General features: G+C 72.0%; 10 protein-coding genes. 6 read left to right on the plus strand and 4 right to left on the minus strand.

What is annotated here, in order from left to right; translation table 11 throughout:
- Nucleotides 1-167 precede the first annotated feature (167 nt).
- Nucleotides 168-554: a response regulator gene (locus BM430_RS01030; protein WP_093564427.1), complete on the minus strand. Its 387-nt coding sequence runs from the start codon at nt 552-554 to the stop codon at nt 168-170.
- Nucleotides 555-814: 260 nt separating this feature from the next.
- On the opposite strand from BM430_RS01030, the gene BM430_RS01035 reads away from it, so the two are divergent.
- The 3 genes from BM430_RS01035 (at nt 815) to BM430_RS01045 (ending at nt 3,828) form a co-directional block, all read left to right on the plus strand.
- Complete coding sequence (locus BM430_RS01035; protein ID WP_348273067.1) at nt 815-1,693, plus strand: glycine betaine ABC transporter substrate-binding protein; 879 nt, start codon at nt 815-817, stop codon at nt 1,691-1,693.
- Nucleotides 1,694-1,748: 55 nt separating this feature from the next.
- The gene (locus tag BM430_RS01040; protein ID WP_244539244.1) at nt 1,749-2,885 is read left to right on the plus strand and encodes an ABC transporter permease subunit; all 1,137 of its coding nucleotides are present in this window, start codon (nt 1,749-1,751) and stop codon (nt 2,883-2,885) included.
- Nucleotides 2,886-3,117: 232 nt separating this feature from the next.
- Nucleotides 3,118-3,828 carry an ABC transporter permease subunit gene (locus BM430_RS01045; RefSeq protein WP_093564433.1) on the plus strand — a complete coding sequence of 237 codons (711 nt, stop codon included), beginning with the start codon at nt 3,118-3,120 and terminating at the stop codon, nt 3,826-3,828.
- A gap of 3 nt (nt 3,829-3,831) precedes the next feature.
- Here BM430_RS01045 and BM430_RS01050 read toward each other — a convergent pair whose 3' ends face one another.
- Nucleotides 3,832-5,889: a M3 family metallopeptidase gene (locus BM430_RS01050; protein ID WP_093564435.1), complete on the minus strand. Its 2,058-nt coding sequence runs from the start codon at nt 5,887-5,889 to the stop codon at nt 3,832-3,834.
- Between the two features lie 146 nt (nt 5,890-6,035).
- Here BM430_RS01050 and BM430_RS01055 point away from each other — a divergent pair, with 146 nt between their 5' ends.
- Entirely contained in the window at nt 6,036-6,914 is an 879-nt protein-coding gene (locus BM430_RS01055; protein ID WP_093564437.1) for an extensin-like domain-containing protein, read from the plus strand.
- Nucleotides 6,915-6,991: 77 nt separating this feature from the next.
- The gene (locus tag BM430_RS01060; protein ID WP_093564439.1) at nt 6,992-8,080 is read left to right on the plus strand and encodes a L,D-transpeptidase family protein; all 1,089 of its coding nucleotides are present in this window, start codon (nt 6,992-6,994) and stop codon (nt 8,078-8,080) included.
- Between the two features lie 249 nt (nt 8,081-8,329).
- Here the strand turns inward: BM430_RS01060 and gyrA are convergent, their stop codons facing one another.
- Nucleotides 8,330-11,089, minus strand: coding sequence for a DNA gyrase subunit A (gyrA, locus tag BM430_RS01065; RefSeq protein ID WP_093564440.1), 2,760 nt, complete (start codon nt 11,087-11,089; stop codon nt 8,330-8,332).
- 334 nt (nt 11,090-11,423) lie between these two features.
- On the opposite strand from gyrA, the gene BM430_RS01070 reads away from it, so the two are divergent.
- Nucleotides 11,424-12,650 (plus strand): MFS transporter, encoded by a 1,227-nt coding sequence (locus tag BM430_RS01070; protein WP_093564442.1) that lies wholly within the window; start codon nt 11,424-11,426, stop codon nt 12,648-12,650.
- A 262-nt stretch (nt 12,651-12,912) separates the two neighbouring features.
- Here the strand turns inward: BM430_RS01070 and BM430_RS01075 are convergent, their stop codons facing one another.
- Nucleotides 12,913-13,224 (minus strand): DUF2934 domain-containing protein, encoded by a 312-nt coding sequence (locus BM430_RS01075; protein ID WP_093564444.1) that lies wholly within the window; start codon nt 13,222-13,224, stop codon nt 12,913-12,915.
- Nucleotides 13,225-13,355: the final 131 nt, after the last annotated feature.

Genomic DNA, 13,355 nt, shown 5'->3' on the forward strand with positions numbered 1-13,355 from the left:
GGTGATGCAGAACGAAGCGGAACGTTCACCGCCTTGTCCTGATCGACCTGCGTGTCTGGATTCCGGGCTCCGCTGCGCGGCCCCGGAATGACGGAGAGGGTGTTTCGTCCGTCGAGTTCTTCGAGTGGCGCCGGGCTTCGGAAGAGGCGGCCGCCCCAGCCCGCCCCTCAGCCCCCCGCCGCGATCGCGGCGATCAGGGTGCGCTTGAGGTCCTGCTGGCTGAAGGGCTTCTGCACCACCGGGCGATCGCGAAAGGGCTCGCGGATGCCGGCGCCGCCGTAGCCGGTGGAGAACACGAGCGGCAGGCCGCGGCGCACGATCGCCTCGGCGACGGGGTAGATCGGCTCGCCGGCGACGTTGACGTCGAGGATCGCGACGACGAAGCTCTCGCTCTCGGCCATCTCGAGCGCCTTGCTCAGCCGGGCCGCCGGACCCACGACCTCGCAGCCGAAATCGAGCAGCATGTCCTCCAGCAGCATCGAGATCGCCGCTTCGTCCTCCACCACGAGGACGCGGGCACCGTTCAGGAGGTCTTCGCTTGTGTCCGTGCCCACGCCGGAGTTCTTTCCCTCAACGCCCCGTATCGAGGCCCGATCGATTTGTCCCTGCCGCTGCGGCACCCGCGCGACCGTCAGGGGTTCCATCCGCCCGCAACCCAGGCGGGTCCGCGCCGGCCGCCAGGACCGGCACCGGTGAGCCGTCGCCCGGAAAGCCAGACATGTCAAGCGCACGGACCTGGGACGCGATGCAGCGGCCGTCAGATACTCCCCACCCCTTGAATCGGAGGGGTCTGATCGCGGGGGGGCTCGCCGGCTTGGCGCTGTCCACGGCAGCACTGTCCACGGCCGCGCTTGCCGACCAGCCGGTCGTCGTCGCCTCGAAGGTCGACGGGGAGGGCGCGCTCCTCGGCAACCTGATGGTGATGGTCCTCACCCGCCTCGGCGTGCCGGTGACGGCCCGGCTCCAGCTCGGCCCGACCCGCATCGTGCGCACGGCGCTCACCGCCGGCGAGATCGATGCCTACCCGGAATATACCGGCAACGCCGGCTTCTTCTCCGGCACCGATGCCGATCCGCGCTGGCGCCGGGCCGACACCGCCTACGCGGCGGCCAGGGCCTTCGATGCCGGGCGGGGCCTCACCTGGCTGAAGCCCGCGCCCGCCAACAACACCTGGCAGATCGCCGTGAAGGGCGACCTCGCCCGGGCCGTGCGACTCGCCACGATGGCGGATTTCGCCGGCGCGGTCCGCCGCGACCTGATCGAGCTCTGCGCCTCGGCGGAGTTCGTCGAGAGCCCGGCGGCCCTGCCGTCCTTCGAGCGCGCCTACGATTTCGTGATGCCGCGGGAGCGGATCGTGATGCTGCCGGGCGGCGACACCGCCGTCACCCTGCGGGCGGCGGCGCAGGGCATCAGCGGGGTCAATGCCGGCATGGTCTACGGCACCGACGGGGCGATCGCCGCCCTCGACGTCGCGGTGATGAGCGATCCGGCCGGGGCGCAGATGGTCTACGAGCCGGCGCCGGTCGTCCGCACGCCCGTCCTCGACCGCTATCCCCAGATCGCCCCCGCCCTCGACCGTCTCTTCGCCGGCCTCGACCTCGCGACTTTGCGGCGGTTGAACGCCCAGGTGGCGGTGGAGGGCGACACCCCGGAGGCGGTCGCCCGCCGCTACCTCGGATCCCTCGCGCCATGATTGTCGTGCCATGACCCTCGGTACCCTGACGTCCAGCACGCGCACGGGCAGGACGTTGACGCGGCCCGTCGCCTGGCTGCCCGCGGCGGCGGCCGGCCTCGCGGTCGCGAGCCTCGCCGGCCTGCCATTCCTCACCCTGGCGCCGAACCGCCTCGTGCCGGGCAGCCCCGTCGGAAGCGGCCTCGCCGGGGCGGCGGCCGGTGCGCTCGCGATCGGTGCGGCCGTGCTGCTCGCCGGTCCCCGGGGGCCGTGGCGCGCCTGGGCCGCCCTCGGGGCGGCGCTCGCCGCCTGGTGCGCGCTGCTGCTCGGAGCCGGGCAGGGGGCGGCCGGGCTCCTCGCGGGCAAGCCGCCGGCGGCCCGCGGCGCCCTCGGGTCCGGGGCGTGGCTCGCGCTCCTGGCGCTCGCGGGCCTCGCCGCGGAAGCGGCCAGGGCCGCCCTGCCGCGCCGGGGCGGGCTCGTCGGCGCCCTGCTACTCGCCGGCCTCCTCCTGATGATCGCCGGGGCGGGCCTCCTCGATTCGCTCTCGCTCGCGGTCGAGTACCGGGCGCGGGCGGGCGCCGTGGCGGCGGCCTTCGTGCAGCATCTCGGGCTCGCCTCCGCCTCGCTCCTGCTGGCGCTCGCGGCGTCCATCCCCCTGGCGCTCCTGCGCCTGCGCGACGGGCCGGCCTCGCGCCTCGTCGACGGGCTCGTCGGCGGGATCCAAGTCGTGCCGGCCCTCGCGCTCTTCGCTGCCCTGGTGGCGGGGCTGTCCGGCCTGCTCTCCCTAGTGCCGGCCCTGCGCGGCCTCGGCCTCTCCGCCATCGGGCCGGTGCCGGCGGTGATCGGCACCGCCGCCTACCTCGCCCTGCCGCTGGTGAGCGGGATCGCCGCCGGGCTCGCGGCGGTCGATCCCGACGTGCTCGCCGCCGCCCGGGCGATCGGCCTCACGCCGCGCGAGGTGCTGCTGCGGGTGCGCCTGCCCCTCGGCGCGCCGTTGCTGATCGGGGCCTTGCGGGTCGCGGCGGTGCAGAGCGTGGGGCTTTCCACCCTCGGCGGCCTCGTCGGGGCCGGCGGGCTCGGGGCGCTGGTCTTCGAGGGCATGGCGCAGTTCGCCCAGGACCTGATCCTGCTCGGCGCGTTGCCGGTGATCGGTCTGGCGCTCGCGGTCGATGCCGGTCTCGCGCTCCTCGCCGGCGGGAGGGAGCCGGCATGACCCGCACTCGCACGGAATGCTTGATTGGCGCCCACCTTATGAACATGCTCAGTGTCATTCCGGGGCCGCGCAGCGGAGCCCGGAATCCAGATCCGCTGTTTCTTCAGAATAAAGCGGAACGCTCTCGGTTTTTTCCTGACAATCCTGAGGTTCTGGATTCCGGGCTCCGCTGCGCGGCCCCGGAATGACGCGGAGGGTCTTCATTGTGTCGGGGCGAGTCAAACGAGCGCTCATGCCGCTTCTGCTCGGAGCAGGGCTCGCTTTTCTGAGCCTGCCGGAGGTCGCCGGGTTCGTCGTCCGGACCCTCGGCCTGCAGGCGGGCACGCCGGTGCCGGCCGGGCGCCTCGCCTGGCTCGCGCGCCAGCACCTCGTCCTGGCGCTCGCGGGCTTTGGCCTCGCCGGCGGGGCCGGGCTCGGCCTCGGCATCCTGGCGACCCGCGCCGCGGGGGCGTCCCTGCGCGCCACCCTCGACACCCTGGCCGCCGCCGCCCAGGCCGCACCGCCTGTGGTGGTGGTGGCCCTGGCGCTCCCGGTGCTCGGCTTCGGGGCGCCGCCGATCCTGCTCGCGCTCGCCGCCTACGGGCTGATGCCGGTGATGCGCGGCACGGTCGGGGCGCTCGCCACCGTGCCGGAGGAGGTGCGCCGGGCGGCGATCGGGATGGGGCTCACGCCGTCGCAGACGCTCCTGCGGGTCGAGCTGCCGCTCGCCGCCGGGCCGATCCTCGAATCATTGCGCGTGGTGCTGGTCCTCGCGGTGGCGACCGCCGCGGTCGGGGCGCTCGCCGGCGCCCAGACCCTCGGCACCCCGATCGTGGTCGGGCTGCAGACCCAGAACAACCTGGCGCTGATCCAGGGCGCGGCGGCGGCAGCGGCGCTCGCCTTCCTGACCGAGGCGGCGTGGCTCGCCGCCGCGGCGGGGGTGGGCCGGCTGCTCAGGCGGTAGCGGCTACGCCGCCAGCCCGCGCTTGCGCAGCAGCGGCCCGGTGCTCGGCAGCCGGCCGCGGAAGGCCGTGTAGGCGCTGCGGGCGTCGCGCAGGTTGCCGGCGCCGTAGACGTAGGTCCGCAGGCGCTCGGCCGTGGCGGGATCGAAGATGTTGCCGGCCTCCCGGAAGGCGTCGAAGGCGTCGGCGTCCAGTACCTCGGACCAGAGATAGCTGTAATAGCCGGCCGCGTAGCCTTCCCCGGCGAAGATGTGCTGGAAGTGCGGCGTGCGGTGGCGCATCGCGATCTCGGCCGGCATGCCGATGCGGCGCAGCGACTCGGCCTCGAAGGCGAGGGGATCGATGCCGCCCTCGGCCTCCGGCGAGAGGTGCAGGTCGAGGTCGACGATCGCCGACGCCGTGTACTCCACCGTGGCGAAGCCCTGGTTGAAGGTCCGGGCGGCGAGCAGCCGGGCGAGCAGGTCCTCGGGCATCGGCTCACCGGTGCGGTAGTGGCGGGCATGGGCCCGCAAGACCTCCGGCTGCTCCAGCCAGTGCTCGTAGAGCTGCGAGGGCAATTCGACGAAGTCGCCCGCCACCGCGGTGCCGGCCAGCATCGGGTAGGTCACGTTCGAGAGCAGCCCGTGCAGGGCGTGGCCGAATTCATGGAACAGCGTGCGGGCATCGTCGAAGGAGAGCAGCGCCGGCTCGCCCTCGCCCCCCTTGGCGAAGTTCATCACGTTGACGATGATCGGCGTGACCTCGCCGGTCAGGCGCTCCTGCGAGCGGAAGCCGCTCATCCAGGCACCCGAGCGCTTGCTCGGCCGCGCGAAGTAGTCGCCGAGGAACAGGCCGATCACCCGCCCGTCCCGGTCGGCGACCTCCCAGGCCCGCACCTCCGGGTGGTAGCGCGGCACGTCCGGCAGTTCCCGGAAGGAGAGGCCGAACAGGCGGTGCGCCGTGTCGAAGGCCGCCTGGATCATGCCCTCGAGGGCGAGGTACGGCTTGATCTCGCCCTCGTCGAGGGCGTGCTCGCGCCGGCGCAGGCGCTCGGCGTAATGGCGCCAGTCCCACGGCGCGAGGTCGAAGGTGTGGCCGTCCTCGCGGGCGAGCGCCTGCAGCCGGTCGCGCTCGGCCTCCGCCCGGCGGCGGGCCGGCGCCCAGACTTCCTCAAGGAGACCCACGGCAGCCTCGGCGCTGCCGGCCATCGTGTCGTCGAGGCGGTAGGCGGCGTAGCTCTCGTAGCCCAGCAGGCGGGCCCGCTCGGCGCGCAGGCGCAGGGTCTCGGTGATGATCGCCCGGTTGTCGGTGTCGCCGCCATTCTCGCCGCGGCGGATCCAGGCGGCGTAGGCGCGCTCGCGCAAGGCGCGGTTGGTCGAGAAAACCAGGAACGGGTCGATCAGCGAGCGCGACAGCGTGACGACGTGGCGGCCGGGAAGGCCGCGCTCCTCGGCGGCCCGGCTGGCGGCGGCGCGCAGGAAGGGCGGCAGGCCGGCGAGGTCGTCCTCGCCGGTCAGTTCCAGCGTGAAGGCGCCCTCGTCGGCAAGCAGGTTCTGGCTGAACTGGGTGCCGAGCTCGGCGAGCCGGGCGGCGATCGCCGCCATCCGCTCCTTGGCCTCGGGCGCGAGCTCGGCGCCGGCGCGGCGGAAGCGCAGGCGGTAGCGCTCGCGCACCCGCTTCGCCTCGTCGGAGAGACCCTCCTCACCGATGCCTGAGACCCGCGCCCACAGGTCGGGGTTGAGGTAGATCGCGCTGCCGTGGCGGGCGAGCCGCGGCGCCACCGCCCGCTCCACCGCCTGAAGCTCCGGGTTGGTGTGGCTGCCGGTGAGGTTGAAGAAGGTCGAGGAGACCCGCCGCAGGGCCTGGCCGGAGCGCTCCAGCGCCTCGATGGTGTTGGCGAAGGTCGGCGGCTCGGGATTGCCGGCGATCGCCTCGATCTCGGCGATGTGCTGGGCGAGCGCCCGCTCGAAGGCCGGCTCGTAATGCGCAGGGACGATGCGCTCGAAGGGCGGCAGCCCGTGCGGCGTGGTCCAGGCCGGCTCGGAGAAGGGGTTGGGCTCGTGCTCCGCCGTGACGCCGCGCATGCTGGTCCTCTCGCTGATTGGGCGGGCGACGATAGACCCTGGGGCGGGGGGCGCAAGCGGGGCCGGGATCGCGTGAGCGCGGCATGGTGCGCTGGAACGGTCACGCTTGCCGGCCCGTTGAGGGGCGGGACTCTGGGGAGGGCGGGATGCCGGGGACGATCGTGGGGCGGATCCTCGCTGCGCTGGCGGGGGCGGCCGTCGTCGCCGGTTCGGCGATGGGCCAGACAGCGCCGGCCCCGCCGCCGCTGAGCCGGGTTCCGGTCGAGCAGGTGCCCTTGCCGCCGCCGCGGCCCGATGAGGCGAAAGTCCCGGCGACCACCGAGCCGGCGGCCAAGGATGGGTCTCCCAAGGAGACCGCCAGGGATTCCGCCAAGGACGTGGCTAAGGACGCGCCGGCCGGCCCCATCCCCGCGCCGGCACCGCTGCCGCCCGAGCGGCCCGCCGACGTGCCCGCCGGCCCGGCGCCGACCCCCGCCACGTTGGTGCCCGACGACACCGCCTGCCTGCGCCGGCTCGAGCGCCTGGGCGTCAAGGCCGAGCCGGTGGCGCCCCTCTCCGACGGGATGTGCGGGGCGGCCAAGCCCCTGCGGGTGACCGCCCTGCCCGACGGCGTCGCCCTCGCGCCCGCCGCCACGCTCACCTGCGTCGCCGCCGAGGCGCTCGGCCGCTGGAGCACCGAGGTGCGGGTGATCGCCGAGCAGACCCTCGGCAAGGCGCCGCACTCCTTCCAGATCGGCGGCTCCTACGAGTGCCGCGGCCAGAACCACGATCCGAGCGCCAAGCTGAGCGAGCACGCCTACGCCAACGGGGTCGACGTGATGGGCTTCACCGTCGAGGGACGGGCGCCGGTGGCGGTCGGGGCGGCGCGCGAGGGGACCCCGGAGGCGGCGTTCGTGGCCGCGGTCAGGGTCCGCGCCTGTGGCTTCTTCCGCACCGTGCTCGGGCCGGGTTCGGACGCCGCCCACGCCAACCACCTCCACCTCGACGAGCGCGAGCGCCCGGCCGGCCACCGCCTGTGCCAGTGAGGGTGGAAAATCCGGGAACGGGACGGGGCATCCAGCGCTTTTAGGCCGTGCTGGTTTGATATGCGGGAGAGGGTCGGATGCGCAGGACGGCGAGGCTCGGGGTGGCTCTGCTGGTGGTGGGGCTGTCGGGCGCGGCCGGCGCCGCGGAAAACCCCCTGACCGCGGAGGCGATCAATCAGGCGCAGTTCGGCGCCGGGACGCCCGACGGCCAGGAGAAGGGCAAGGGCACCGGCAAGAAGGAGACGAAGTCGTCGAAAGCCGCCGAGACGCGCGCCGACCCGCTGACCATCCGGGTCCAGGTGCTCCTCGACCGAGCCGGCTTCTCGCCCGGCGCCATCGATGGGCGCGACGGCGACAACCTGCGCGGGGCGCTCGCGGGCTTCGCCAAGGCCAAAGGACTCACCAAGGACCCTGCCGCCGCGAAGGAACTCGACGGGCCGGTGTGGCAGGCCCTGTCCGGCACCAGCCAGGATCCGGCGGTGACGCAATACACGCTGACCGAGCAGGACGTCTCCGGCCCGTACGTGGAGGAGATCCCGCCGAAGATGGAGGAGCAGGCCGACCTGAAGGCGCTCTCCTACACCTCGCCGGCCGAGATGCTGGCCGAGCGCTTCCACATGAGCAAGGGATTGCTGGACGCCCTCAACCCCGACGCGGCCCTGACCAAGGCCGGCACTGTGATCACGGTCGCGGCGGTGCCGCCGCTCGAGACCGGCCGCATCCCGGGCAAGGACTTGCCGCAGGCTCCGAAGGTCACCCGCATCGAGGTCGACAAGGATGCGCTCCAGGTTCGCGCCTACGGCGAGGACGGGGCGCTGGTCCACCTCTACCCGGCCTCGATCGGCAGCGAGGAGAAGCCGGCGCCGAGCGGCGTCCTGAAGGTCGAGGGCGTCGCCTTCGATCCGACCTACACCTACAACCCGAAATACGAGTTCAAGGGCGTCGACGCGAAGCGCAAGTTCACCATCAAGCCCGGCCCGAACAACCCGGTCGGCGTGGTCTGGATCGATTTGTCAGGCAATGACGGCTACGGCATCCACGGCACGCCCGAGCCGGAGAAGGTCGGCAAGACCGAGTCGCATGGCTGCGTCCGGCTGACGAACTGGGACGCGCGGGATCTCGCGAAGCACGTCGCGAAAGGGGCGACGGTGGATTTCGGGAAGTGAGTGGGTTCCTTCCGGCATGGTAGGCGGGGCGGCGCCTGCGTAGCCGAGCAAATCTCCGCGTCATCCCGGGGCCCGGCGCAGCCGGGAACCCGGGATCCATAACCGCTGACGACAAAGAACTTGGCGATAGGCGTTCCGCCTCTGTCTGAACCGTCGGCGGTTATGGATCCCGGGTTCCGCTTTCGCGGCCCCGGGATGACGTCGAGGGTACTGGTCGAGGGCAGGGGATCGAAGCCGGTCCCGGGGAGATCAACCCCCCTCGACCTCCCCGCCATCCCCCTCGATCTCGGCCTCCGCCTCGCCCTCGCCCTCGATGTGCTCGACCGACACCACCTTCTCGGTCTTGTCGGTGTTGAACACCGTGACGCCCTGCGAGGCGCGGCCGACCACCCGGATGTCGTCGACCGGCACGCGGATCAGCTTGCCGGCATCGGTGACCAGCATGATCTGGTCGCTGGTCTCGACCGGGAAGGAGGCGACGAGGGTGCCGTTGCGGGCATTGACCTCCATCGCCTTGATGCCCTTGCCGCCGCGGCCGGAGATCCGGTACTCGAAGGACGAGGTGCGCTTGCCGAAGCCGCGCTCCGACAGGGTGAGGACGAACTGCTCCGCCGCCCCCATGGCGATGTAGCGGTCCTGCTCCAGGTCGATCGCGGCGGCGTTCTCCTCCGCCTCCGGCTCGGGGGCCGCCGGCAGCTCGATCGCCTCGCCGGTGGCGCGCCGGTCGGCGTTGGCGCGCTTCAGGTAGGCCTGGCGTTCCTCGGGCGAGGCCTCGAAGTGGCGCAGGATCGTCATCGAGATGACCTGGTCGCCCTTGGCGAGGTTGATGCCGCGCACGCCGGTCGAGTCGCGGCCCTTGAACACCCGCACGTCGGTGGTGGGGAAGCGGATGCACTGGCCCGCGCCGGTGGTCAGCAGCACGTCGTCGGCTTCGGTGCAGATCTCGACGTGGACGATGTGGTCGCCCTCGTCGAGCTTCATGGCGATCTTGCCGTTGCGGTTCACCTGCACGAAGTCGGACAGCTTGTTGCGCCGGACATTGCCGCTGGCGGTGGCGAACATCACGTCGAGCGTTTCCCAGGACGCCTCATCCTCGGGCAGCGGCATGATGGTGGTGATGCGCTCCTTGCCCTGATCGAGGGGCAGGATGTTGACGAGCGCCTTGCCCCGCGCGTTCGGCGCCGCGAGCGGCAGCCGCCACACCTTCTCCTTGTAGGCCTGGCCCTGCGAGGAGAAGAACAGCACCGGGGTGTGGGTGTTCGCCACGAACAGCCGGGTGACGAAATCCTCGTCGCGCATCGACATGCCAGCGCGGCCCTTGCCGCCGCGGCGCTGGGCCCGGTAGGTCGAGAGCGGGACGCGCTTGATGTAGCCGGCATGGGACACGGTCACGACCATGTCCTCGCGCTGGATCAGGTCCTCGTCCTCGACGCTCGAATCCCAGTCGAGGATCTCGGTCTTGCGCGGCGTCGCGTACTCGGCCCTCACCTCCGCCAGCTCGTGCTTGACGATGCCCATGATCCGGGCGCGCGAGCGCAGGATGTCGAGGTAGTCGGCGATCTCGTCGGCGAGCCGCTTCAGCTCGTCGCCGATCTCGTCGCGGCCGAGCGCGGTGAGGCGCTGCAGGCGCAGGTCGAGGATGGCGCGGGCCTGGGTCTCCGACAGGCGGTAGGTGCCGTTCTCGCTGACCCGGTGGCGCGGATCGTCGACCAGCGCGATCAGCGGCGCGATGTCCTCCGCCGGCCAGTCGCGGGCCATCAGGGCCTCGCGGGCCGAGTTCGGGTCCGGCGAGGTCCGGATCAGCCGGATCACCTCGTCGATGTTGGCGACCGCGATGGCCAGGCCGCACAAGACGTGCGCCCGCTCGCGCGCCTTGTTCAAGAGGAACTTGGTGCGGCGGGAGACGACCTCCTCGCGGAAGTCGATGAAGGCCTGGATCAGGTCCTTGAGGTTAAGGAGCTCGGGGCGGCCGCCGTTCAGCGCCACCATGTTGCAGCCGAAGCTCGATTGCAGCGGCGTGTAGCGGTAGAGCTGGTTGAGCACCACGTCGGCGACGGCGTCGCGCTTCAGTTCGACGACGATGCGCATGCCGTCGCGGTCGGATTCGTCGCGAAGATCCGCGATGCCCTCGACCCGCTTCTCGCGCACGAGGTCGGCGATCTTCTCGACCAGCGACGCCTTGTTCACCTGATACGGGATCTCGGTGAAGATCAGCGCCTCGCGCTCCTTGCGCAGCTCCTCGATATGCGACTTCGCCCGCATGATCACCGAGCCGCGGCCGGTCATGTAGGCCGAGCGGGTGCCCGAGCGCCCGAGGATCGAGCCGCCGGTCGGGAAGTCCGGCCCCGGGATGATGTCGTTCAGGCCCTCGATGGTGATCGCCGGATCGTCGATGAGCGCGATGCAGCCGTCGATCACCTCGCCGAGGTTGTGCGGCGGGATGTTGGTCGCCATGCCGACCGCGATGCCGCCGGCGCCGTTGACGAGGAGGTTCGGGAAGCGGGCGGGCAGGACCGCCGGCTCGTCCTTCGACTCGTCGTAGTTCGGGTTGAAGTCGACGGTGTCCTTGTCGATGTCCTCGAGGAGCGCCATCGACGGTTTGGCGAGGCGCGACTCGGTGTAGCGCATCGCCGCCGGCGGGTCGCCGTCGATCGAGCCGAAGTTGCCCTGGCCGTCCACCAACATCAGCCGCATGGCGAAGTCTTGCGCCATGCGGACGAGGGCGTCGTAGATCGACTGGTCGCCGTGCGGGTGATACTGGCCCATCACGTCGCCGACGATGCGGGCCGACTTCACGTACTTGCGGTCCGGCAGGTAGCCGTTCTCGTACATGGAGTACAGGATGCGGCGGTGCACGGGCTTGAGGCCGTCGCGCGCATCCGGCAGGGCCCGGCTGACGATGACGCTCATCGCGTAGGCCAGGTAGGACTGGCGCATCTCGTCGGTGATCGAGACGGGCTTGATGTCGGTCGCGGGCGGCGGTGCGCCGGTCGGGTCGTTCTCTGCCAAGGTCTGTCTCTCGTCGCGGCCCGCGCGGGCTCACACTCTCTTGCCGGACGGCTTAGCCGATTTGCGCCCCGGGTGCCAGCGGCAAAGCCCGGCACCAAGAGCGGAAGGCGAAGCAAATCAGCATCTTAGATGGGTGTTCCGGAGATGTTCCACAACCCCGCCGGACTCTGGTGGACGAGTGTCCCGCGAACTCGTTAGAGATTGGCAAAGGATGCGGGAGAAGGGCGCCGGTCCTCGCGCCCGCCCGAAGCGGGAGGCCGCCGCCGATGGATGTCGTCATGAATCAGGGAGTCCCGGATCACGCACCGGCCCGCGGCCCGGGCCCGCTCGTCCCGTGATCGCGCAGAGGCGCTGGCCGGTCATCTCGGCGCTCGGCATCGTGCAGATCCTCGCCTGGGGCTGCAGCTACTACCTGCTGACGGTGCTCGGGCCCTCGATCGCGGCGGAGACCGGCTGGGGATTGCCCTGGATCTTCGGCAGCCTCACCGCCGGCATGCTGGCGGCGGGCCTCGTCGCGCCCTTCGCCGGCCGCACGATCGGCCGCCGGGGCGGGCGGCCGGTCCTGGCGGTGTCGGCCCTGCTGCTCGCCGCCGGGCTGGTCATCCTGGGGCTCGCCCCGACCCTGCCGGTCTTCGGCCTCGGCTGGCTGGTGATCGGTGCCGGGATGGGGTCGGGCCTCTACGACGCCGCCTTCGCGACGCTCGGGCGGCTCTACGGTGCCGATGCGCGCCCGGCGATCACGACGCTGACCCTGTGGGGCGGGTTCTCCAGCACCCTGTGCTGGCCGCTCTCGGCCTTCCTTCTCGCGCATCTCGGCTGGCGCGGCACCTGCCTGACCTACGCCGCCCTGCAGCTCGGCGTGTGCCTGCCGCTGATCCTGGGCGCGGTCCCGCGCGCCGCTCCGCGGCCGGCTTCAGGGGGCGGCCGGTCGGACGCGGTGTCGCTCGACGCCGCGGAGCGGCCGGTCTTCCTGATGCTCGCCGCGATCGTGACCTGCACGGGCATCGCCACCTCGATCTTTTCGGTCCACCTGCTGACCCTCCTGCAGGATCGCGGCCTGTCGCTGGCGGCGGCGGTGTCGCTGGGCACGCTGGTCGGTCCGTCGCAGGTCGGGGCGCGGCTGCTCGAAGTGGCCAATCGCAGCCGGCACCATCCGATCTGGACGCTCACCGCCGCGGTGGTGCTGATGGCGGTCGGCCTCGTGCTCCTCGGCAGCGGGCTCCCGGCACCGGGCCTGGTGCTGGTGGTCTACGGCGCCGGCAACGGGCTCTACTCGATCGGCCGCGGCACCCTGCCGCTCGCCCTGTTCGGGCCCGACCGCTACGCCGCCCTGCTCGGCCGGCTGGCGAAGCCGAGCCTCGCCGCCCAGGCCGTCGCGCCGTCGGCCGGGGCCTACCTCATCGCCCATGCGGGCGCCGACGCGACGCTGGCGGCGCTGGCCGTCCTGGGGCTGATCGACGTCGCCCTCGTCGGCGCGCTGTGGCGGGTCCGGCGCCGCGGCAGGCTCACGGTGCGGGTCGCGACCGAAGAAAAGCCCCTCCCGCAGGGCGGAAGGGGCTAGATGTTTGATAGGCGAGGATTGCGTCACGAGACGCTTTCCCCTCCCATCCACGACCTCATCCTGAGGTGCCGGGCGATCGGAGATCGCCCGGCCTCGAAGGAGGCCTCCATAAATCTCCGGGAGAACTGGAAGCCTCCTTCGAGGTCAGTCGATTTTCAATCGACTGACACCTCAGGATGAGGGTGTGGGTGGATTAAGATCGACAGAGATATCGAACAGGCTCTGCCGTCGTGTCGGGCGCGGCACGCGCCCGACGAGACCTTCAGTGCGTCGTAACGTTCTCGGCCGCCGCGGCGGCACGGCGGCGGCGCGGGGCCGGCTTCGATGCCGCCTCGGCCACCTCGGCCACGACCTTGGCCGCCGCGCTCTTGGTCGCCGCCGGCTTGCGGGCCGCCGGCTTGCGCACGGGCTTGGCGGCGACCGCCTCGGCGGCCGGCGCCTCGGCCGGCGCCGCCGGCCGGGCGAGCTCCTGCTCGGCCAGGCGCCAGTAGTGCTCGTCGCGGCCCGGCGCGCGGCCGTCCCGCTCCCACAGGGCGTAGGCCCGCTCGCGGATGCTCGTCTCGAAGTGATCCATCCCGACCTCCTCGGTGTTCAGTTGAGCGGACCATCGCGGCTCGTGGTTAAGGAAGTCCTAACCCGCCAGGCCCGAGCCGCTTGCCTCCGGGAGAGGCTGGGCTTCACGCTACACTCCCCAGCCCGATACCC

This window comes from Methylobacterium sp. 174MFSha1.1 (assembly GCF_900116815.1).
Classification (GTDB): Bacteria; Pseudomonadota; Alphaproteobacteria; order Rhizobiales; family Beijerinckiaceae; genus Methylobacterium.